Genomic DNA, 22493 nt, shown 5'->3' on the forward strand with positions numbered 1-22493 from the left:
GTTTTTTCACGTCATATAATAAAAGATTAGCATATAAATTTTTTAATGTGTGAGTGTCGGTTAGTCTGGGAACGACCCGCCTGTAGAAAGGGAAAATTCCACCCGACGCACCTCATTCTAGTGATTGTTCCAGAGAGGGATCAACGGGATTTTTTATACCAGCCTTTTTCTTTGAATCTGGATATGGCTTCGATGCGGTTGCTGACTTCTAATTTTTCTAAAATGACGGAAACGTAGTTGCGGACGGTTCCCGGGGTGATGAATAGCTCTTGAGAGATGTCTTTGGTGTTTTTCCCGTCTGCCATCAGTTGAATTACCTCGCGCTCACGTTCTGTTAAAGGGTTTTGTTGAGTGAACGCCAGGTCGACGAGTTCTGGGTCAAAGATGCGCTGTCCTGCGGTGATTTTTCGAATGGCTGTGGCGAGTTCCTCACTAGGACTGTCTTTTAGTAAATATCCACTGACGCCGGCCCGGCGAGCGCGGTCGAAGTAGCCGGGGCGGGCGAACGTTGTCAAAATGATCACCTTGCAAGGCTCTTCATATAATTCTTCAGCGGCATCCAGTCCATCCTTTACAGGCATCTCAATATCCATGATGCACACATCCGGTTTTAATTTTTTTACAAGCTCACAGGCTTCTTCGCCGTTTTGAGCCTGGCCTACAACTTCCATGCCGTCCTCTAAATCGAGAAGAGCTCCAAGTGCGCCTAGAAGCATGCGCTGGTCTTCGGCAATGACGATCCGGATCATGCTTATCCCTCCTTTTCTTTGTTTTTAATGACGTTCGGAACGTGGAATTGCAGTGTCGTTCCGTTATTTGATTCAATTTCAAGTTTTCCGTTTACAAATTCGAGGCGCTCGCGCATGCCTTGTAATCCATTGCCGCGAAAGGGATCCAGCGTTGCGGGGAGACCTTTTCCATCATCTTCAATACCGATAAGAATTTCAGTCGGGGATTGTTCAATGGTCACGCGGCAGGTCGTGGCTCCGCTGTGTTTCACAATATTTGTCGCTGCTTCTTTTAAGCACATGCTGAGCACATTTTCCACGAGCAGGGGGGTGTTGGTGACATGTGGATCTCCTTCGAATTGAAAGTGCATTTCTGCTGCTTCGATAATCTGCTGGACGCGGACGATTTCATCTTCGAGCTTCGTCCCTTTCATATTCGATACCATCTCCCTGACTTCCTTCAAAGCCGTCCGGGCTGTGTTACGGATATCCTCCACTTCTTTATTGGCCTTTTCCGGATGAGCCGTCATTAATTTGCGGGCGAGGTCACTTTTTAAACCGATCATTGAAAGCTTTTGCCCAAGCGTATCATGGAGATCACGTGCAATCCTTTCGCGCTCTTCAATGACCATGAGTTGCGAAATTCGTTCATTCGCATCTTCCAATTCCCCTTCGAGTTTTTGTTGTTGGTTCCGGTAGCGGACGGTAAATGGAAGGAGAATGACTCCAATCACCGTAATGATAATGAAAGGAAGGTTCGGAAACAGAGAATCAATTTGGTAAATGAATGTCGTCGTGACTGCAATCAACGTCGTCGTCAAATGGACAATATATAAAGATAAAAAGCCGCCGAGGTGTCTGATGTTTCCAATGAAATAGGCGATGAAAAGGGCGAAATAAATGTATCCGAATAAAGCCGTCATGACAATGCTGATGACGATCTCAACGCTGACCCATAAATAGACGAATCGGCTGTTGGATATGAATGACAACCGGTAAGCGAGGAAGAAGATCAGTGTCATCAGAATGCCGAAAAGCATTTCGTACATGGATGAAGAACGGAAAATAAAGAAAAAGGGCAACAGACAAAAAATGATCCAAACGTAAATGCTGAGCCCTGTATTTTTGGGAATGATTTGATACCAGTTCTGCACGTGGGTGCACCTCCTTTTTCTTAGCATAAAGGAAAAGCCCATTCGAGGGAATGGACTTTCAACTTCTTTATTCATCCAGGAAGCTTGGCTGCCTTTGGTCGAGCATGGCTACGCGCTTCTTTTTCAGGAGTGGTTTCACTTCCTTGAAGGATACGAATGTTTTATTTTCTGTATCATAGAGGCGGAATCGGATCGATTCAAGGCTTGTGGCCAGTGTAATCGTCGTTGCGTGTTTCAAAGGTGGTGTCTTTTCGTGCGCTTCTTCCAACGCATAGTTAGGCACCCTCGGGGCTAAATGGTGCACGTGGTGGAAGCCGATATTACCGGATACCCACTGAAGCACTTTAGGAAGCTTGTAATACGAGCTGCCATCGACGGCTGCTTTTACAAAATCCCATTCTGACTCGTCTTCGAAGTATGAATCTTCGAATTGGTGCTGTACATAGAACAACCAGATGCCCAGGATTCCTGAAACGTACAGAACTGGAATTTGAATGATTAAGAAGGCTTCCCAGCCGATCGCCCAGATGAGCAAGCTGTAAAGGGAGACAACAGCCACGTTTGTCACATACGTATTCATGCGTTCTTTCTTTTTTGCGCCTTTTCGATTGAAACGGTTGGAGACAAGGAACAAGTAAAGTGGTCCAAAGCCAAACATGACAATTGGGTTACGATAAATGCGGTAGGCGAGTCTTTCTTTCCACGATGCTTTTATATACTCGTCCACGGTCATGACCCAAATGTCGCCCGTGCCGCGTTTATCTAAGTTTCCACTTGTTGCATGGTGGATCGAATGGCTTCGTTTCCACTTATCAAAAGGAAACAACGTCAGGATGCCTGTGATCGTTCCTATGATGCGGTTAGCCTTTTGGCTTTTCAGGAACGACTGATGCGTACAATCATGGAAGATGATGAAAAGACGGATGACGAATCCACCAGCAATCATAGCGACTGGAACAGCAAGCCATACAGATACGGACAGACTTGCATAGGCCAATACCCACAATAAAACAAACGGGATGACTGTATTGATCAACTGGCGGATGCCTGCTTTTGTATCAGGTTTCGCAAAGGCTGAAACGCTTTTCTTCAGCTCTCGTTGTTTATCCTTGTTCATAATAACGACTCCTTCATATTTCTTCATGTTACTTATGATAGGAAAAAACCCATCATTTTATAAGACATAAACGTCAGGACATTTATATGACACTTATCATGGGTGTTTGTCTATTCTTAGGAGATGGAGATGAAAATCACCGTTAAGATAACGCTTACAATGTGATATAATGGAAGTATAAATCGATACTCTATTATTGGAGGGTTCCCTTATGACCAAGCGAATTCTAGTTGCGTACGATGGGAGTGACTTGAGTAGAGAAGCGGTATGGGAGGCAAGGAATCAGGCGTGTGAAACGTCTAATAGGGAAATTCATATCGTTTCGGTCGTTAAACCCACAGGTCCAGCAACAAATGCTGCGGTCTCCCATAGTATCGGCGACGAAATGGCAGAGAAGCTGTCTTCTGAAATGGATGAGCTGAAAGAGCAGGTGGCTTCATCTGACGTGGGTGTTATTACAGAAGTCATCATTAATAAAGTACAAGAAAACCCTGGTATTGGTATTTGTAAATATGCGGAGGAGCAAGCCGTGGACTTGATCATCGTCGGGAACCGTGGACTTGGGAAAGTGAAAAAAATGTTATTGGGAAGTGTGAGCAATAACGTCGTCCAGCATGCCACCTGTCCCGTACTAGTCATGAAATAAAGGAAAACGAAGCGAAAGCCTGAAGCAACCCCTTCAGGCTTTCGTTTTTTATGGTCATTGAATATAGATTTTATGGATGTACTCTCGATTCCCTCATATTTTAGCTGACTTCCTTTTTCTGGGTGACCAGGTCATACATATATTTCCATATGTGGTCTTTTAATTACTTATCGACGCCAGGGAGGTGTAAACGCCTGAGCCCTCCGACGTCGAGAAGACTGAATCCAATTTTGGATAGGATCGGAAGGATGATGAAGGCTGTGATTTCTGTTGCTTGCTGTGTCCATCCGACTCCAGAAGGTCCGATAATCCAGGCTGTCGGGTAGCAGACCCAAAAGACAGTCAAGTAAGCGGCGGTTCGCTGATAGTGTTTCTTCAGCTCAGCACCACCTTTGATTGCAATTTTTCTTAGCGGATACCAAATGATATAAAGGATGATTACTAGAGCAACGACACCGAGAACATACCAAATGTATTTAATGGCTTCGGATGAGAAGTCGGCAATCAAACCTGTCAGAATCATAAATACGTCGGCTGCAATTAAAGCAGCGATCAACGCTTTGTCTTTCTTTTTCTCATAAAACATGGCGGTCAAAGCGAGTGCGAGCAATAGAAGGGGTGTCGTTACTACCCAGTCCAAGTAACGGGCGAAGTATACGGTTTTATCAGGTTGTTCAAGCAACCCTTGACCTAAGGCAATCGATAAGTAAGCGGCTCCCGACCATGATGGAATAATGATCGCAATCACATACTCATATTTTGGAACACCGCGAGGGTTACGGCTTAAATATAGGAACGTCAAGGCTCCACCCAACATGACAAACGTATAAATCCAATGCAGAGAAACAATATAACCACTCATCGTGCCACCTCAATCTTCAATCTAATTACCTCTCATTCTAGTCAAAAGAGTGAAGAACTAGACGTTTACAAATTCTGGCGTACCAGGTCTTACATAAATTCCCACCTAAGCCACAGCAAAATCACCTTGTGTTCCCGCTGAGGTTCTTTCATAAACGGGGTTTGGCCGCTTTTGTGTTTAAACTATAAAACTGGGGCCTTATCTTTGTGTTTGCTACACGTTGTCGAATGTAAGCGCTATTCGTTACAATTTTCTTAACAGTTCAAACATTATTACTTCCATTCCACCTAACGAGCCCACTTGGTGAATCAATAGGAGAATGATGAAAGGGTGTGGTGATCTTGGAAGCCATCAGTAAGAACTTTTTCTTATACCTTTCCAACAATAAGTTGTTAGATCGCTTTGCTAAGCGCTTTGGCAGTAAATTTGGGGCTGACAAGATAGTAGGGGGAGAAACGTTCTCCCAGGCAATTCCATTAATACAGCAATTGAACCATGAGGGTTTGGTCGTTACGGTTGACCATTTAGGAGAGTTTGTAGACTGTGAGGAAGAATCCAGAGACCGCGCAGGTGAATGTATCCGTTGTATCCAACAGATTGCGAGTAACCAGCTGCAGTCGGAAGTATCTCTTAAACTGACATCGCTTGGACTGGACATCAGTCGTGAGTTGGTTATGGAGAACATGGAACTTATTTTGAAAGAAGCCCAAAAGCATGACATTACGGTCACCATTGACATGGAAGACTCGTCACGGTGCGGGGCAACCCTTGATATTTATCAGGAATTGAAAAAAGACTACCCGAATCTGGGTACGGTCGTACAGTCGTATCTATATCGAACCGATGAGGATCTTGACCGACTGAATGAGTGCCAACCTTATCTGCGCCTTGTAAAAGGAGCCTATAAGGAGTCTGGCAAAGTCGCTTTTCCAGAAAAACATCTCGTCGACGATAATTTGAAGCATCTGATTAAGAAAAACTTGTTGAATGGCAACTATACAGCTATTGCAAGTCACGATGACGCCATCGTCGATTACACGAAAAAGCTTGTGGAAGAGCATGACATTCCGAAAGACCGCTTTGAATTCCAAATGCTTTACGGCATGAGGAATCAAATGCAGAAAGACCTCCTTGAAGAAGGATATAAAGTGAGAGTGTATCTTCCTTATGGAGAAGATTGGTACGGGTACTTCATGAGAAGGCTCGCCGAAAGACCAGCGAACATCGCCTTTGCATTAAAAGGTGTTTTCAGTAAATAAAACTTCTACACATTAGAAAGGGGTATTTTATCATGGTCCAGCCTTATAAACACGAACCATTCACAGACTTTACAATTGAAGAAAATAAGAAAGCTTTCGAGGAAGCATTGAAGCAAGTGAAAGAAGAATTAGGGCAGCATCATGATCTTCTCATCGATGGCGATCGCATTCGCACAGACAATACGATTACCTCCACAAACCCTGCGGACACGAAGCAGGTCGTAGGTACCGTATCCAAAGCGAACGAAGACTTAGCAGAAAAAGCCGTCCAGTCAGCAGCAACTGCTTTTGAAGACTGGAGAAAATGGGATCCACGTGCTCGCGCTGAGCTATTATTCCGTGCGGCTCACATCATCCGTCGTCGTAAGCATGAATTTTCCGCCTATCTCGTGTATGAAGTAGGGAAGCCTTGGAAAGAAGCGGATGCAGATACGGCAGAAGCGATTGATTTCCTTGAGTATTATGGACGTCAAATGATCGAACTGAAAGAAGGAAAGCCAGTTGAAAGCCGTCCGGGTGAGCAAAACCGCTACATCTATACATCTACAGGCGTTGCGGTCGTTATTCCACCTTGGAACCTTGCATTTGCCATCATGGCAGGTACAACGGTCGCTCCACTTGTCACAGGAAGCACGGTCGTCATGAAACCGGCAAGTAACAGCCCGGTTATTGCCGCGAAATTCGTAGAAGTGCTGGAAGAAGCAGGTCTACCGAAAGGTGTCTTGAACTTTGTACCAGGAAGCGGCGGAGAAGTTGGCGACTATCTTGTCGATCACCCGAAAACGGCCTTGATTTCCTTTACAGGTTCCCGTGATGTCGGAACACGTATTATCAAGCGTGCGGCAGAAATTCAAGAAGGGCAGAATCACCTGAAGCAAGTCATCGCTGAAATGGGTGGTAAAGACACCGTCGTCGTCGATAAGGAAGCAAATATTGAAACAGCGGTCGATGCCATCATCGTCTCTGCATTCGGATTCTCCGGTCAAAAGTGCTCTTCCGGGTCCCGCGCCGTCGTTCACGAGGATGTGTATGACGAAGTGTTGGAAAAAGTAAAAGAACGAGCGGAACAGCTGACCGTCGGAAATGCATCGGAAGAGAACGTCTACATGGGACCAGTTGTCGATCAAGGCGCTTATGATAAGATCATGAGCTACATCGAAATCGGTAAAGAAGAAGGACGTCTCGTCACAGGAGGGAAAGGTGACGATTCGAAAGGGTACTTCATTAAGCCGACGGTCTTTGCGGATCTTGCTCCAGATTCCCGTATGCAGCAGGAAGAAATCTTCGGACCGGTTGTCTGCTTCACAAAAGCGAAGAACTTTGATGAAGCGATCGACATTGCCAACAACACAGAATACGGACTGACAGGTGCGGTCATCTCTGACAACCGTGAACATCTGGAAAAAGCGAAATACGATTTCCACGTCGGAAACTTGTACTTCAACCGTAACTGTACAGGAGCCATTGTCGGTTATCAGCCATTCGGCGGCTTCAAGATGAGTGGAACAGACTCTAAAGCTGGCGGACCTGACTACCTAGCTCTTCACATGCAAGCGAAGACAATCTCTGAAATGTTTTAAAAAAGCCTAAGGCTCTCCCAAACTTGGGAGAGCTTTTTTCATAGAAAAGCATCGTTCTGCTTACCGTATGATACTCGGCGGGAGCAGGAAGACGATTCGATCACCTATTACTTAATTGAACGAAAGAACAACATGAGAGTTATTCAAGATGCCTTAGATATATTTCTTTTTCTTTCCATCCACAACCGATATAATGGAGGGTAACGATACATGACATTCAACCTACTCGGAAAGGTCAGGATTCCTATGGAAGTCAAAGAATTGATCCTTCAGGCAGAAGATATTCATAAGGCGACAGAGCTGATCAGTTCGAAGTTGAAGAAGCCTGTCATTATTGAAAATAAAAATTTCGAATTGATCTCTTATAGTTCAACGTTCGATGATTTCGATCAGACCCAGCAGAAAACGATCCTTTCGAAAAAATGCCCGATCTTCATCATTGATCGTTTAAAGAAAGAAGGCATTGTTACTCGTCTGGAAAAACAATCGGATCCTATCCGCATCCATCCCATGGAGGACCTTGGCTTTCAACAGCGTGTCGTCATTGCGGCCAAGCACCTTGGGCATACACTTGGGTACGTATGGGTTCAGGAGTCGGAACAATCCTTGAACGCAGAGGATATGGAATTTTTAGGGGAGATCACGAGTCATCTCGGGAAGTTGATCTATGATCAATTTATGAAAGAGAACGCCAAAGAAGGACGTAAAGAGGAGCTTCTCTGGCAGCTGCTTCATCATGAATATGCAAGCGAAAGTCAGTTTCGTCATGATGCTTCTCTCGCTCAACTTAAGATCCCGGATCGATTTTCACTCGTTGTTTTTTCAGTGACTGCTCCTCAGTACAAGTCGATGCTGGATGATTTGGAAAACACGGTTAACCGTTTCCGTACGAACCGCCACCTGTATTATTTGAAAACCGAATTTCAGTTGATTCTGTTCATTGAAGGAAGAGAATCTGACCGCTTTTCATCAAGGGATATCGCCCGTGACCTCATTGATGTCGTCAAAGTGGAAACAGGCGAGGAAGATTTTTATCATTTCCTTATTGGTGTCGGGAAAGAATACACGAAGATCTATTATATGCGAAAAAGTTTCCTCGAAGCTTTGGAAGTCATCGAAACTGCAAACTTCATCAGCCCGCGTCCTGAAACGATGCCGCGCGAGTTTTCCAAACTTGGTCTGTACCGATACTTAGCGGCGTTGTACGAAAAAAACAGTTCGGAAGATTACTACAGTGAAGATTTGCTGACGTTGATCAACAATGACACGACAAAGCAGACGGATCTCCTTTTCACACTGGAAGCGTACCTTGCGAATAATGGAAAAGGGAAACAGACAGCGAATGAATTATTCATTCATCCTAATACGTTGAATTACAGGATTAAGCAAATCCAGGAACTAACGAACATCGATTTCTCTGACTTCAATATGAAAGCCTACTTATATACCGAGCTATTGTTACTGAATAATGTAGACAGCTACTATCAACGCTACAAAGCCGCGTTGCAAAAATAAAAGGAGGAGGCATCATCATGCCTCCTCCTTTTTCTTATGCCTGTACGGCACTTTCGTACGTTTTGTAACCACCGCTCAAGTTCTTGGCTTGATAACCGTTGTGTGTAAGGATTCTTGTTGCCAAATAGCCTCTTAAACCAACTTGGCAGTGTACATAAACAGGGCGGTCCTTCGGCAGTTCATTCAATCGGTCCCGTAATTCTCCTAAAGGAAGATTGATGGACCCATCAATGGCTCCGTTTTCCCTCTCCTTCGGTTCTCTGACATCCACAATGATTTCCCCTTTTGCAAGGAGGTCCGCTACTTCGTGGTAGTGAAAAACGGATACCTCACCATCCATGACATTGGAGGCTACGTAACCAGCCATGTTGACAGGGTCTTTGGCAGAGGAATACGGAGGGGCGTAGGCCAACTCCAAATCTGCCAGATCCGTTACTTTCAACTCTCCTTTGATGGCGGTCGCGATCACATCGATTCTTTTCTCTACCCCTTTTATTCCGACACCTTGGGCCCCTAGTATTTTTCCTGTGTTCGGATCGAACAGCAACTTTAAGGATAACGGGCTTCCGCCAGGATAATAGGAAGCGTTTGAGGACGGATGAATATGGATGGCTTCATATTCTTTTTGAAGACCCTTCAAAAGTTTTTCGTTATTTCCGGTAGTCGCGACGGTAAGGTCGAAAATTTTTGCTACAGATGTTCCCAGTGTACCTGAATAGGCGACGGGTTGACCGTGGATGTGGTCGGCAACCAAACGCCCTTGCCGATTGGCCGGCCAGGCAAGGGGAATCATCGCAGGGGTTTTCTGGATATAATCTTTGACTTCAATCGCATCTCCGATTGCATAAATGTTCTCATCCTTCGTTTGAAGGTGTTCATTAACGAGGATGCCGCCACGGGCTCCGATATCGAGGTCCGCCTTTTTAGCAAGGTCGTTTTCGGGTTGGACACCAATGGATAAGATCGTTAAATCACTCGCAATGGAACGGCCGCTCCGTAAAAGGATCTTTTTTCCCTGGTCTTTAAATGCCTGGACGCCGTCATTGAAGATCAAGTTCACCCCATGAGTTTTCAACTCCTTATTTACCATCGTCGCCATTTCATAATCAAGCGGGGCCATCACCTGGCTGCCAAGTTCCACAATCGTTACTTGTACGCCCCGATGGACAAGGTTTTCAGCCATTTCCAAACCGATAAAACCGCCACCTATAATGACGGCATGTTCAGGTGCTTTTTCGTCCACCCACGTTTTAATCTTATCCGTATCAGGGACTGTACGTAGAGTGAACAGATTTTCAGCTTCTTGTAATCCTTCAAAAGGTGGAACAATAGGCTTTGCACCAGGAGATAAAATGAGCGTATCGTACGTTTCCTCATACGTTTCTCCTGTATCCACTTTGCGAATGGTGAGCGATTGCTTCTCCCGGTCGATCGTTGTGGCTTCACTAAGGGTGCGGATATCGAGATTGAATTTTTTTGACATGCCTTCCACTGTTTGAACAAGGAGTCGGTCTCGGTCGGTGATTACTTCTCCTATATAATAGGGTAACCCGCAGTTCGCAAAAGAAATGTAAGGTCCTTTTTCAATCATGATGATTTCGTTTTCTTCACTCAGGCGTCTTAACCTGGCTGCAGCAGTTGCACCGCCGGCTACACCGCCTGCAATGATAATCTTTTTTGACATCATAATCCTCTCCTCCCCACTTTTGTGAAGGTGTTCACAAAAGGTCTTACCCATAGTTTACTCTGAGTTCTGTTAAAATACAATATACCCCTGTGTGTATATTTTGTGACAGGATGATCCCAACAAAAAATGAGGATTCGTGCATGAGGGGGTTTTGACGTTGTAAGATAAAGATAGTGGAAAAAGGAGATGGTGATCGATGGTAGATGAAAGAAAGCTCATACAGCAGCATTTAGCCAATGAACGCACCTATTTAGCTTGGATTCGGACAAGTATCGCCCTTGTCGGAATTGGGTTTTTAGCTACGACGGTCCACATTTCAGCCCTTCCGACGGCAGGGGATATGGCGAATAGTCTGGCTATGCTCGTCAGTATTTCCTCGTTGTTTCTTGGCGTGATGACGATTATCGGTGCGACGGTGAATTATTACCATACACGGAAGAATATCAATGAGAACCGCTTTGTATCTTCACACCGAATTATTGTCTATATGACATCTGTGGCCTTTTTACTGTTTTTACTGGTGACCACGTATTTATTTTTCGTATAATTCCCTCTACAAGAAAAAAGCCTCGCTGTCCTTTCAGCGAGGCTTTCCTTGTGTAGAATTTTTATGCGTTACTGAACTCTCCTTCATCCGGACGGGATTTTTTAATGAAAAAGGCCATGATGAAACCGGCAACGGCAAAGATTCCAGCCACGACAAAGGAGACATTCACTCCATGAATCAGACCTGTCACCCCTTCAGAAGGAATGGTCTGGCTCGTCATCACAGAAACGAGCATGGCCGTTCCAACGGCTCCGGATACTTGGCGCATCGTATTGTTCATGGCTGTTCCGTGTGGCATCAAATGTTGTGGCAGTTGGTTAAGTCCTGCTGTTGTCACAGGCATCATCACCATAGCAATTCCGAACATACGTACACAATTGACGAGAGCCAGATATAGAAATGTCGTCGATGGATCCAGGTTCGTAAACAGGAATGTAGAAACCGTGAGCAGTCCGAGCCCGATAATGGCAAGCCAACGCGCACCGAACTTATCAAAAAGACGGCCGGTGATCGGGTTCATAATTCCCATTAACAATGCGCCAGGCAACAGCATCAACCCTGACTCGAAGGCTGTGAATCCTAGCATGTCCTGCATGAGAATCGGCAAAATGACGGCTCCGCCGATCATTGAAATAAAAACAATCATTCCGAGTGCGGTCGTGAGGGTGAAGATTTTATATTTGAAAATACGGAATTCCAAAATCGGTTTTTCCAATTTCATCTGGCGGGTGATGAAAAGCGTCAACGTGACCGCTCCGACAGCTAAAGAAAGGAGTACCTCTTGACTTAAAAAGCTGGCACTACCGGCAACACTGAATCCATATAAAATTCCGCCGAAACCGAACGTAGACAGGATGATGGAGATCGGATCGACTTTCGGGAACGTTTGCTTCGTTACATTTTTCAATATGAAGTAAGCCACAATCAAGTCTGCAATCGCAATCGGCAAAATAACGAAGAACAAGCTTCTCCATGGGAACTGTTCGACAAGCCAGCCGGACAATGTCGGTCCGATGGCTGGTGCAAAAGCGATGACAAGCCCGAACATACCCATCGCTGATCCTCTTTTTTCAATAGGGAAAACGAGAAACATAATCGTCTGCATTAAAGGGAGAATAATACCTGCCCCAGAGGCCTGCAAAACTCTTCCTGTTAATAGAATTGAAAAGTTAGGGGCTATACCGCAAACAAGTGTACCGAAAGCAAATAATCCTACGGCTGTCATGAAGAGACCTCTCGTAGAAAAACGTTCAATTAAAAAAGCTGTTATAGGGATCATGATTCCGTTCACTAACATAAAGATCGACTGCAACCATTGCGCTGTATTCGCATCCAAATTCAAATCGGCCATAATGTGAGGGAGGGCTGTAGCTAACAGGGTTTGATTCAATATGGCTACAAAAGCGCCCGATATGAGTACGATCATTAAGGGGACGCGGTTAATTTCTTGAGATGACATATTTTAACCTTCTTTCTAAAATACTTAGGGAACTAATAAAATATCATACCATATGAAAGGTTATTTGTTCAGTATCCTGCATATAATTACTGTTGGAAAATTAGGTGGCTAAGATTAAATTGCGAAAAAACAACGCCTGCTTATGCGCAGACGTTGTTTTGCTTAAGCTGTTTTCTGTTTTCCGAAGTAAAAGAGTCCGAAAAAGATACCGATTGCCGTCATGGCAACCGCTACGATCAGCGTAGGCCATGGTCCGAATTGGGCTATGAACGGAACGGATAAGGCTGTCACAAATCCTCCACCCAAGAAAGGTTCATAAAAGAGTTGTTTGTATCCGAATGCTTCAAAAGCTGGAGACTCATTGTCAGGATCGACGACGCGCATCAATAGTAACCCTGTTGCGGTGACCCCCATGGATTGTCCGAAGTCCCCAATTCCACGCTCAAACCAATACTGCGGAATCATTCGAGGAGCAAGTACTAGGAACCCGAATAAATTCCAAGCGATTCCTGCAGCGGCTAGTATGACAAAGGGAACGAGGTATTCACCAATGACATCTAAGGAAACGGTCGATATTGCTGTTAGTATAAGAACATCAAGTGCAAGACCTTGAATTCTGTTGATCATTCTGCGATCAACAAGGTTGTATTTATCCCTTTTACTGAAAAAGATTTGAAGAGCAATTCCGCCGATCATCGCCAGCGGGAACAATGGAATATAGCTCATAAAATCAGAACCGATGGTGATAGACTCAAGACCAATTAATCCTTGCAACAATAACCAGCCGAGTAAAATAGCGATGAATACGATAGATAAATGGAAAGATAACGGTTCGATCGATTCCGGGCGTAAGGTCATTTTTCCCGCTGGTTCACGATTTTGATATTCCATAACCCCGCGCTTTCTCAAATCAGAAAAGTCTTCTACATCTTGAATGACTTTCGTCTTCTTATTACGAACACCCCAGTTGATGAGGATGATTCCAAAAATGACCCCGGATAATACACCGATCGTCGCTAGGCCGATAGCTAAATCGAAAGCTTCTGCAAAACCAAGCTCTTCGAATGTGCTCGCCATACCGGCAGCCGTTCCGTGTCCACCTTCAAAGGCGACCTCAATCAAAGCCCCGGACATGGCAGGGAGGTCAAAGAAGGGAACTAAGATAAGAACAGCAAGTGTAATACCAACCACATACTGGCCCCAGCCGACAGACCAGCCAAGTGCGAGTTGAGGACCAGCGTAATACCAAATATCTTTTAATTTCGGAATGGTAGCTCCAAGGAATAGAGCAGCAAATACCACATTGATCATGAGGCCAGGAAGGGCGGACCATACTTCCATAATGGATTCCGTCATGATCCCGTTTGAGAAGAAGCTCTCTTCCGGCATAAACTTTCCGAGTACTTGAGGGCCAAGGAAAAGCGCAATAAACCCTCCGATAATGGATGAGGGTAAGAATAAATTTTGTAATAACGTCCATTTGACGCGGATGATTTTACCGATCAAAAGGAAGACACCGATATAAAGAAGTGCGAAGCCTATTTCATTCGGAGTCATTTGATCACCTCTTTCTTAAAGGTGGGATGTTTTCCCATTTGTGTAGTTTTAACAGTTACTCATTTTCCCTTGTAATTGTCTTATTGAAACTACATTTTTCATAAAATCTTTGTCGATTTATAAACTTCTTCTATCCTCCATTTCTTCAACTAGAGATCCCTGTTCCCGTACCTTACGTGCAGTACCTTTGATGACTAATACCCCGTGGTTAATCAGGACTTCATTACCGAACTCGGCGGGTTACCGTTAAAGGGATTTCGAAAGCCTCATGTGGAAAAAGCGGGAGGGGGAAACGGCGAGACTACGCATAGCGTTAGTTCTAGGAGACTCGTCACACGCACACAGAAAGCGAACCTTTTCCCGCAGCCCCCTAGACTTTCACAAAAGTCTCGAAATTGATTCTTAAATCTTCCTGTCATATAGCAAAAAATCCTCCGTCGGTATTAGACGGAGGATTTCGGGTTTAGGATTGGTTTTTTTCTGTTTTGTTAATGAGTGAAGTTCCGACAAGATCTCCGGTGACGTTTAGGGCTGTTGCCCCCATACCAATCAGAACATCCACGGATGCAAGAAGCGCGACAGCTTCCATAGGCAATCCGACTTGAGAAAACACAGTCGCAATCATGATGATTCCGGCTCCTGGGACTCCTGCTGTTCCGACAGAAGCAAGTGTTCCCACAAGGACAATTTGTAGGATGGAGACAAAGCTTAATGGATCACCAATAATGTTGGCAGCGAATACGGCAGATACCGCAATTCGAATAGCTGCACCATCCATGTTGATTGTCGCTCCTAATGGAAGGCTGAAGCCATACAAGCTTTTATTCAACCCCAAGTTCTTCGCAGCATTTAGTGTGACTGGAAGTGTACCAGAACTGCTCTGTGTAACAAAGGCTGTTAGCATAGCCGTTCGTGCCTCTTTAAAGAAAGAAGTCGGCTTTCGTTTGCTTACAAATAGGAAAACAATATAAATAGCTAACTGTACAAATAAACCTATATAAAGGACGCCGACGAAGCTGCCTAATTCCAACAGCGTGTTCGCGCCTTGTGTACCAACGACTTCAGCGATGATCGCAAAAATACCCACGGGGACATATTGAAGGATCCCCTTCATAACAATTAACGTCGCCTCATTCAAACCATCTATGACTTTGTAAAGGTGACCTCCCAAACTTTGATAAGCGTTGGTAGAACGCATGTAAGAAAGTGCTAAACCAAAGACAATCGCAGTAAAAATGATTCCAAGCAAGTTCATTTCTGTTAACGCTGTAAGAATATTTTCAGGAACAATGTTCAAAAGAACGCTGGTGAAGCCGGGGTTTTCGGGAACCTCAACGGTTTCATCACCAAGACTCATCCCTGTACCTGGATTAAACAAAGTAGCAACAGACACGCCAACTAAGATAGCAAGGGCAGAAGTACCCAGGTAATAAAGGAAGACCTTTCCTCCCATGCGTCCCAATGAACCAATGTTCGTCTGGTTAATCCCCACAATCAGGGTGAACAAAATTAACGGTACAATGATAAATTTCAAAAGACGGAGCAGTAGGTCACCAAAAGGGGCCAGGACAGCAGCGTCTTCTCCGAACAGGAGACCGACAGATACACCGAGCACTAAGGCTACGGTGATTTTTTTAATCAATGATGTTTGTGTGTAGATTCTCCACAACTTACTCATGGTGAACCCCTCCTTTTAAAAATATTTAAACAGTATAATGCTGATTGGTTTACTAAGGTTTACTAGGGTAAGATAAGGCATGTGAACAAGGATGTCAACGGTATTGCTTACCATTGACAATTTCTTAATTAAAGTCTTCCTCAAATCCCATGTTTTATCTTCTATATAAGCTCTTCTAGAAGGAGGAGTTATGATGAATGCTGTGAGCACCATCAGAGTGGCAGCGGGCTTTCATGTGCCTCTAAACTCACCCAAACATCTCGAAATCGAGCCATCTTCAATCCTGCCATATCGTTAAGGTTTGCTCAAAGGATAAGTGTTACATGTGAAGAGAGTGAGGGTACTAGGTTTAAAAAGCGAAAAGGAAGTGAAGTTTGTGGAGAAGAATACTGTCGTCGCTCTTGCTGGGGCGAGTGGGTATATAGGCCAAAACTTGATGGAAAAGCTGAAAGATCGTTCTGAAATTATTGCCCTATCCCGAAATGGGGATGCAAAGGAAGACAGTGACCAAGTGACCTGGCGATCGTGCGATTTATATTCGATGGCAGATGCAGAAAAAGGGTTGGATGGAGCGGATGTGGCTGTATATCTTGTGCACTCGATGATGCCTTCAGCTAAGTTAACCCAGGGCTCATTTGAAGATATGGATGTCATCCTTGCTGATAATTTCGCCCAGGCGGCAAAAAAAGTAGGGGTGAAGCAAATTGTTTATTTGAGCGGCATCATCCCTGAAGATCAATCAAGACTTTCCCGTCATTTGAAGAGTCGTCTTGAAGTGGAAAAGATTCTAGGTTCATACGGAGTCCCTGTGACGACGATCCGGGCAGGACTGATTGTCGGCCCTAGAGGATCTTCGTTTCCTATATTGAAAAAGTTAGTCAAACGTCTTCCTTTTATGGTTCTCCCCCAATGGACGAAGACGAAAACCCAGCCAATTGCCTTACCAGACGTAATCGGATCCCTGCACCAAAGTATCGGCGAAGAGAGCTTAAAAGGTCGTTCGATAGACGTCGGGGGTCCAGATGTGATGACTTACGACAAGATGATGGAGCAAGTGGCAGGCGTCATGGACAGGAAACCGGTTATGGTCAATGTCCCGTTTTTGACCATTGATTTATCCAAGTTATGGGTAAGGCTCGTGACAGGAGCGCCTAAAGAAATGGTATACCCGCTCATTGAAAGTCTTATTCATCCAATGGTCACCCGGTCCGAAAATGAAGTGGATGGAATCAGTGAAGGAAAAACGCCTTTCGTTGAAGCGGCCGAGTGGGCTCTAAAAGAGGAAAAGAAGCAACCTAAAAGAAAGTCGAACCTTCCTAATCTCCCTGCCATGCAGGATGATGTCCGCTCTGTCCAGCGGATCCCGCTTCCTCAAGGTCACTCTGCAGACTGGATTGGGAAATACTATGTCAAGTGGTTGGAAAAGGTATTGAATCCATGGGTGAAAACGACCGTAGATGAAACCCATTGTTGTCAAATCGGTGTGATTTTTAATGATATCCCACTACTGGAATTCACATACTCAGCAGACAGAAGCACAAAGGACCGTGCTTTATATTATATATCCGGAGGCCGGTTGACAAACAAAGAGAAAAACGTCAGAGGGAGACTTGAATTCAGAAAAATTCCGGGAAAAGATGAAGCGATTGTAGCCATTCATGACTATATGCCGTCCTTGCCATGGTTCTTATACAAATATACCCAGGCAAAGGCTCATTTGATCGTGATGGCCTTATTCCGCAGGCACTTGGAGAAATGGGGGACACATGAACCATCGTTTCAAGTTCTTGAATAATTTCGGGTGATTGAAACATAATAACCGTGTAAGACATTATGTTTTACACGAGGTGATTAGGATGGGCAACAAGGAAAAAAAGCCGGATCGCCAGTTCAAGGAAAGAAAGAGCCATGGCGAGCACCGGAATGGCCGGAAAGCTCAATTCAAAAACCACAGTACACATTTCGGAGAAGATCCGAATGAGTACATCGACCGTGAGCGGTTAGGATACAACGCTGACGCGTAACCAAATCCCCCATACGGCATTATGCCGTATGGGGGATTTTCTTCTTACTAAAACTATATGGCAGTATTCGGGAAGAATCGATTTCGAGATGTATCGAGGTTCGTTGCTTGGGATGAGCGTCAGGGTTGGCTGGGAAGCTACTCGTCCAGCTCCATCGCCCAGACACTCGCGTCATAAGCCGAACAGCAACGGAATGAAAAGGCCCATTCCGTTGCTGTTTGGCTTATGCCAGTCGTGTCTACCAGGGCGATTCCGCATTTGAACACTTTCCTGTGGGGGAGTGGTGAGCTTCCTCGGGCTACATCCTGCGGGGTCTCACCTATCTCCTTTCTCCCACGGGAGTCTCGCAGCTTCCCAGCCACCCCATTTGTCGTAAGCGGGTAACGAACCCCTACACCGGGTGAGACTGTCTTCCGCTATCCTGGTATTATATGCATGGAAATCTCTATATCAAGCTTTACACACCCACCGTGGGAGTTAGTTTTTCTTCTATTTTCACTGGTATAAAAGCTACTTATTTCGGATGTGGTTTCGAGACACTTATATGGTAAAGGGGCGGAGGGAAACGGTGAGACTCCTATGGGACGTGTGGGACAGGTGAGACCCCGGAGGGCTTAGCCTGAGGAGGCTCACCGCCCGCCCCATGGAAAGCGAACTGTTTCCTGAAACCCCTAAAATCCAACAAACATCTCGAAACTGAATATTCCACAATAGGGAGCGTTTGTGGAAGAAGGGGAATCTTACTTAACTGTGCGCTCATTTAAGTCGATATTACTAAAAGAAAGAGTCAACTTAAGGGGGATGAACATGGGGTTATTCATGACAAAGAAAAAAGAGGAAGTTGGACCGCTCGGGGAAGGATTTGCAGGAGTCATTGATTTACCGAGGGATTCGGGTCTACATACACAGTTCGAAATGATTCATCTTAAGGAACAGGATTTAGCGATTCTGCAATCATTGAAGCCAGTGATCAGCAATCACATCGATCGTATCGTGACCCAATTTTATAATAATTTGGAAAATGAACCATCCTTAGAACGGATCATCAATGCCCACAGTTCTATCGATCGTTTAAAACAGACATTGACGGTTCATGTTCAGGAAATGTTCAACGGTACGATTGATACCACTTTTATTGAAAAAAGAAAAAAGATTGCGACCGTGCATTTGAAAATTGGACTGGAACCAAAATGGTACATGTGTGCTTTCCAGGACCTATTATTATCATTCATGGATATTTATAAACAGGATCTTCCACCTGAGCATTTCAGTCAAGCGACTCGTGCAACGACCAAAATCCTAAATATTGAACAGCAGCTCGTTCTTGAGATGTTCCAGGAAGAAGCCGAGGAGCTCCGGCAGATTGAAGTGGAGAAACGGGAAGAGGCTTACCGGCGAGTAGATCAAATGTCTGAAGAGGTAGCGGCGGTGTCTCAACAGGCGAGTGCGTCTACAGAGCAATTGACGGAACAGACAGACAAAATTGTCGGAGATTCTAAAAAAGGTTCCAAAGTTGCTCAACAAGTGGAGCAGCAATCGATGGATGGGAAGCAGCGTTTGGAAATTCAGCAAAAACAAATGAACCAGATTCAAGAAAACATCAACGAAATCTCTGGTGATATGGAAAAATTGAAGCATGTTGCTGAAGAAATCAGCAAAATCGTAACCATCGTTTCTTCCATCGCGGAACAAACGAATTTACTCTCTCTGAATGCGTCGATTGAAGCCGCAAGAGCTGGTGAGCACGGCGCAGGTTTTACCGTGGTCGCGAATGAGGTGCGGAAGTTGTCTGAGCAGACGCAGAACTCAGTGGCAGAGGTGTCCGATTTAATCTCTACTACTAGTGGCCAGATCCACAATGTTTCAAGTAATGTCGGGAACATCAACACCATGATTTCTGAAGGGGCAGAGAGCATGGATCAAATCAATCAGTTTTTCACAGAAATCGTATCTGCGATGGGCCAGAATAAAACCTATAATGCCGGGATTGAAGCAGAACTTGAACAATTCGCTCAGGTCATCGAGGAAATCAATGGGGCGGTTTATAAGGTGGCGGCTTCTTCTCAACAGTTGACGGAGCTTACAGATTAAAGGGGAAGAGGAGAACCCTATTCCGATGGCAGCTTCTCGCCAATGTTTTCATTCCTGATTCTCAAGCCAATCTTTCAATACGACAGCATGGTTGTATTGTTCATCTTTCGCTCCATATAAAAGAACCAACCGATGATTTTGAGCGATATCCTGTAATTCTTTTTTCTTTGCTTTTGCCTCATCAGAATGATGCAGTTCCTTTTTGTACCTGGCTGTAAATTCCTGAAATCTTTCAGGAGTATGATTGAACCATTTCCGAAGGGAAGAGGTTGGGGTGAGTTCTTTCGCCCATTCATCCAGCTGTGCCTTTTCTTTTGATATACCACGCGGCCATACACCGTCAATGAGGACCCGGTATCCTCCGATTTGTTTTTCATCTTCATAAATACGTTTCAAAACGATGGACACGGGAGATATCCTCCTTTACTGTGATAAAAAAATAAGAAGCCCGGCACGTTTGGATGCCGGACTTCCTCCATGTAACAAGGAATTAGTGTCGAGGGTTGACCTCTACAACTTTTTCTTGAGGTACCGTTGCATTTTCCTCTTGTGTATCTTCTGTAAGCTCGTCCTTCGCTTCCTTGGCTTTATCGCCAACTTCCTGCAAGTCTTCACCGGCATCTTTCGCTGTGTTTATAATTTCTTCAGACTCTTCTTTAATATCTCTCGCTTTATCAGCGATCTCTTTTCCTTGGTTGTTAAATACATCTTGAACGGTTGCGGCTGCTTCACTTACAATGTTCACCACACTGCGAACCCGTGTAACAAGGTCATCTTTTTTTGCAGATGGATCTTCTTTCACCTCAGAAGCATAGTCAGAAACCGCGTCTTTCGTTGAGCGAGTGCCTTCTTTCAGACGCTTTCTTTCTTTAGGATCTTTAATAAGAATGAAAGCTCCGCCGATTAATGCGCCTGTCAAAATAGCAACCGGCAGTTTTTTGTTGCCTCTTTTCTTAGGTGTTTGTGTTTGTGGTTGTTGGTTTACACTTTGATTTACATTTTGGTTTTCCATTAGGAAATACCCCTTTCGGTTTTTAAATTTTTTTGAGCTTCGATACGCATTTTTTCTTTCGTTGCCTGGATGTCTTCGTATTGACTTCTACCCGTATCATAAAATTCCTCTTTTTTGCGGTCGTACTTCATTTTTGAAACGGATGGTTCCTTGATCCATATCCTCAAAGTTAATCCACTGACGAAACCGGCGATGATGCCGATGATCCATTCGAGTGCCTTCATGATGAAGTGGTCTCCAACTGAGCGGCCTTCAATGCTTTTCGTTTTTGTGAAAAGTAATACGTCAAAGCAAGTGCTCCGTATACGCCACGCCAGCCTTCTTCGTTGATTTTTTGTTCACCTTCATGCGTTGTTTGCTTCAATGAATAGGTCATATCAACAAGAGAGGACGTAAGTTTCCTGGAAGACTCACCGATATCCCCAACGATATAGAAAAGAGGACTGAGAGCCCGGATCTTTTCATTAACGTCTGCTAATGTGTCGTTACTGTGGTGCAGGACACCTGTCGTTTCCTTCATGACAGAATCCAGTTGCTCTGGCAGTTGATCAACGGTCTTTTTGACACCGCCGAGGACACCTGCCAAGTTATTCAATGCTTTAATAAGGAAAATCGAGACAATTGCAAAGGCGATCCCGATAATTAAAACACCAATTCCTAAAAAGTCCATCTAAAAACCCTCTCTTCTTTATTGTACTTTTTTTCTTTTCCATTTCAGATACAGTTCAATCGCTGCATCTCCCCAGCGGAGTGCCTTTGTGACTTTTTCATCTCTTTCATGAGAAGCATGTGCGACACTTTCAGAAACGCCTTGAATGGATTGATTGACATGACCGACCGTGGTACCAACATTGCCGAGCGCGTCCATCAGTCCGTCAAGCGTCTTCGTTTTGGTTTCAATATCTGAAGCGATGTGATTCGTTTTCTTAAGTAAGCTCTCTGACTCTGTCGTGATGCCCTGCATTTGTCCTTCGACTTTTTCTAACGTTTGAGAAACACTCGTCATCGTACTCGATGCAGCTTTCAGTGTTTTCACAACGAAGATGGCTATGAATGCAAAGGCAATGGCGATGATGAGTAAACTGATTCCCGCTAATGACATGACTCTTCACCTCTTTTATGTTTTAGGGATTTCTCTACCTGGTTTTTGGCCAATTAGAGAAAAAAGCCCCCGGAGCATCTTGCCTCCAGCTGACCCTTTAATTCTTGTAAAGCTATACCACTAATCTTTTTCAATGAAACACTCTCCTAGTTAGAAGTTTATGTAAATCTAAAAAATAGTCCATTTTCCATATTATCAAGGAGGGAGCGGTTTCTTTCCTTTAGTTTGTGATGATGGATGCTGACATCTTCATCACAAATGTTAGAAGCCTTAGATAGCTCAGACCGTATCCCTTTAGCTAAAAACGTATCCATACATGGGTAGAACTCGATCGTTTTTCTTTGAATCTCCTATGGTAATCTGCACTTTATCCGTTGAAGGAAGAAACCAAAAACAGTATATAATTCTTCCAAACGACCAACACCCATTGATCTATTACTCTAAAAGTCCTATATTTGGAATCTTTTGTCTAAGT

General features: G+C 44.4%; 21 protein-coding genes. 8 read left to right on the plus strand and 13 right to left on the minus strand.

Annotated features, from left to right (window positions below; genetic code table 11):
- Window positions 1–140 precede the first annotated feature (140 nt).
- The 3 genes from GLV98_RS14970 to GLV98_RS14980 all read right to left on the minus strand — a co-directional run bounded on the left by GLV98_RS14970 (window position 141) and on the right by GLV98_RS14980 (window position 2999).
- Window positions 141–749, minus strand: a complete 609-nt coding sequence (locus GLV98_RS14970; protein ID WP_160916648.1) for a response regulator transcription factor — start codon at window positions 747–749, stop codon at window positions 141–143.
- Between the two features lie 2 nt (window positions 750–751).
- Window positions 752–1882, minus strand: coding sequence for a histidine kinase (locus tag GLV98_RS14975; protein ID WP_160916650.1), 1131 nt, complete (start codon window positions 1880–1882; stop codon window positions 752–754).
- A gap of 67 nt (window positions 1883–1949) precedes the next feature.
- Window positions 1950–2999 carry a fatty acid desaturase gene (locus GLV98_RS14980; RefSeq protein WP_160916652.1) on the minus strand — a complete coding sequence of 350 codons (1050 nt, stop codon included), beginning with the start codon at window positions 2997–2999 and terminating at the stop codon, window positions 1950–1952.
- Window positions 3000–3210: 211 nt separating this feature from the next.
- Between GLV98_RS14980 and GLV98_RS14985 the strand changes: the two genes are divergently transcribed.
- Window positions 3211–3645, plus strand: coding sequence for a universal stress protein (locus tag GLV98_RS14985; protein ID WP_160916654.1), 435 nt, complete (start codon window positions 3211–3213; stop codon window positions 3643–3645).
- Between the two features lie 163 nt (window positions 3646–3808).
- Here GLV98_RS14985 and GLV98_RS14990 read toward each other — a convergent pair whose 3' ends face one another.
- Window positions 3809–4507, minus strand: coding sequence for a bacteriorhodopsin (locus GLV98_RS14990; protein ID WP_160916656.1), 699 nt, complete (start codon window positions 4505–4507; stop codon window positions 3809–3811).
- A 341-nt stretch (window positions 4508–4848) separates the two neighbouring features.
- Between GLV98_RS14990 and GLV98_RS14995 the strand changes: the two genes are divergently transcribed.
- The 3 genes from GLV98_RS14995 to GLV98_RS15005 all read left to right on the plus strand — a co-directional run bounded on the left by GLV98_RS14995 (window position 4849) and on the right by GLV98_RS15005 (window position 8861).
- Window positions 4849–5766, plus strand: a complete 918-nt coding sequence (locus tag GLV98_RS14995) for a proline dehydrogenase family protein (RefSeq protein ID WP_160916658.1) — start codon at window positions 4849–4851, stop codon at window positions 5764–5766.
- Between the two features lie 32 nt (window positions 5767–5798).
- The gene (gene pruA, locus GLV98_RS15000; RefSeq protein WP_160916661.1) at window positions 5799–7346 is read left to right on the plus strand and encodes an L-glutamate gamma-semialdehyde dehydrogenase; all 1548 of its coding nucleotides are present in this window, start codon (window positions 5799–5801) and stop codon (window positions 7344–7346) included.
- Window positions 7347–7556: 210 nt separating this feature from the next.
- On the plus strand, window positions 7557–8861 hold the full coding sequence (locus GLV98_RS15005; protein ID WP_160916663.1) for a PucR family transcriptional regulator: 1305 nt from the start codon (window positions 7557–7559) through the stop codon (window positions 8859–8861).
- A gap of 34 nt (window positions 8862–8895) precedes the next feature.
- On the opposite strand, the gene GLV98_RS15010 is transcribed toward GLV98_RS15005, so the two are convergent.
- Window positions 8896–10548 (minus strand): FAD-dependent oxidoreductase, encoded by a 1653-nt coding sequence (locus GLV98_RS15010; RefSeq protein ID WP_160916665.1) that lies wholly within the window; start codon window positions 10546–10548, stop codon window positions 8896–8898.
- A 196-nt stretch (window positions 10549–10744) separates the two neighbouring features.
- On the opposite strand from GLV98_RS15010, the gene GLV98_RS15015 reads away from it, so the two are divergent.
- Complete coding sequence (locus GLV98_RS15015) at window positions 10745–11095, plus strand: YidH family protein (RefSeq protein ID WP_160916667.1); 351 nt, start codon at window positions 10745–10747, stop codon at window positions 11093–11095.
- A 61-nt stretch (window positions 11096–11156) separates the two neighbouring features.
- Here the strand turns inward: GLV98_RS15015 and GLV98_RS15020 are convergent, their stop codons facing one another.
- From GLV98_RS15020 to GLV98_RS15030, 3 genes are all read right to left on the minus strand, one after another.
- The gene (locus GLV98_RS15020) at window positions 11157–12554 is read right to left on the minus strand and encodes a DHA2 family efflux MFS transporter permease subunit (RefSeq protein ID WP_160916669.1); all 1398 of its coding nucleotides are present in this window, start codon (window positions 12552–12554) and stop codon (window positions 11157–11159) included.
- Window positions 12555–12716: 162 nt separating this feature from the next.
- Complete coding sequence (locus tag GLV98_RS15025; protein ID WP_160916671.1) at window positions 12717–14111, minus strand: sodium/glutamate symporter; 1395 nt, start codon at window positions 14109–14111, stop codon at window positions 12717–12719.
- 463 nt (window positions 14112–14574) lie between these two features.
- Complete coding sequence (locus tag GLV98_RS15030; protein ID WP_160916673.1) at window positions 14575–15789, minus strand: dicarboxylate/amino acid:cation symporter; 1215 nt, start codon at window positions 15787–15789, stop codon at window positions 14575–14577.
- Between the two features lie 376 nt (window positions 15790–16165).
- Here GLV98_RS15030 and GLV98_RS15035 point away from each other — a divergent pair, with 376 nt between their 5' ends.
- The 3 genes from GLV98_RS15035 to GLV98_RS15040 all read left to right on the plus strand — a co-directional run bounded on the left by GLV98_RS15035 (window position 16166) and on the right by GLV98_RS15040 (window position 19904).
- Window positions 16166–17584, plus strand: a complete 1419-nt coding sequence (locus GLV98_RS15035) for an NAD(P)H-binding protein (protein WP_160916675.1) — start codon at window positions 16166–16168, stop codon at window positions 17582–17584.
- 61 nt (window positions 17585–17645) lie between these two features.
- A complete protein-coding gene (locus tag GLV98_RS20035) occupies window positions 17646–17813 on the plus strand; it encodes a hypothetical protein (protein ID WP_202410073.1) in 168 nt (55 codons plus the stop codon).
- Between the two features lie 807 nt (window positions 17814–18620).
- Complete coding sequence (locus tag GLV98_RS15040; RefSeq protein WP_160916677.1) at window positions 18621–19904, plus strand: globin-coupled sensor protein; 1284 nt, start codon at window positions 18621–18623, stop codon at window positions 19902–19904.
- Between the two features lie 48 nt (window positions 19905–19952).
- On the opposite strand, the gene GLV98_RS15045 is transcribed toward GLV98_RS15040, so the two are convergent.
- The 5 genes from GLV98_RS15045 to GLV98_RS15060 all read right to left on the minus strand — a co-directional run bounded on the left by GLV98_RS15045 (window position 19953) and on the right by GLV98_RS15060 (window position 22018).
- Window positions 19953–20312 (minus strand): DUF488 family protein, encoded by a 360-nt coding sequence (locus GLV98_RS15045; RefSeq protein ID WP_160916679.1) that lies wholly within the window; start codon window positions 20310–20312, stop codon window positions 19953–19955.
- 82 nt (window positions 20313–20394) lie between these two features.
- Window positions 20395–20916, minus strand: a complete 522-nt coding sequence (locus tag GLV98_RS15050; RefSeq protein WP_237417150.1) for a hypothetical protein — start codon at window positions 20914–20916, stop codon at window positions 20395–20397.
- Window positions 20916–21140, minus strand: a complete 225-nt coding sequence (locus GLV98_RS20185) for a hypothetical protein (protein ID WP_237417151.1) — start codon at window positions 21138–21140, stop codon at window positions 20916–20918. Before GLV98_RS20185 ends, GLV98_RS15050 begins: the two co-directional genes overlap by 1 nt.
- A complete protein-coding gene (locus GLV98_RS15055; protein ID WP_089650611.1) occupies window positions 21137–21586 on the minus strand; it encodes a DUF948 domain-containing protein in 450 nt (149 codons plus the stop codon). The genes GLV98_RS20185 and GLV98_RS15055 overlap by 4 nt, the downstream gene beginning before the upstream one ends.
- Before the next feature lie 18 nt (window positions 21587–21604).
- Window positions 21605–22018, minus strand: a complete 414-nt coding sequence (locus GLV98_RS15060; protein ID WP_160910603.1) for a DUF948 domain-containing protein — start codon at window positions 22016–22018, stop codon at window positions 21605–21607.
- Window positions 22019–22493: the final 475 nt, after the last annotated feature.

It is taken from the genome of Halobacillus litoralis, from assembly GCF_009856415.1.
Classification (GTDB): domain Bacteria; phylum Bacillota; class Bacilli; order Bacillales; family Halobacillaceae; genus Halobacillus; species Halobacillus litoralis_C.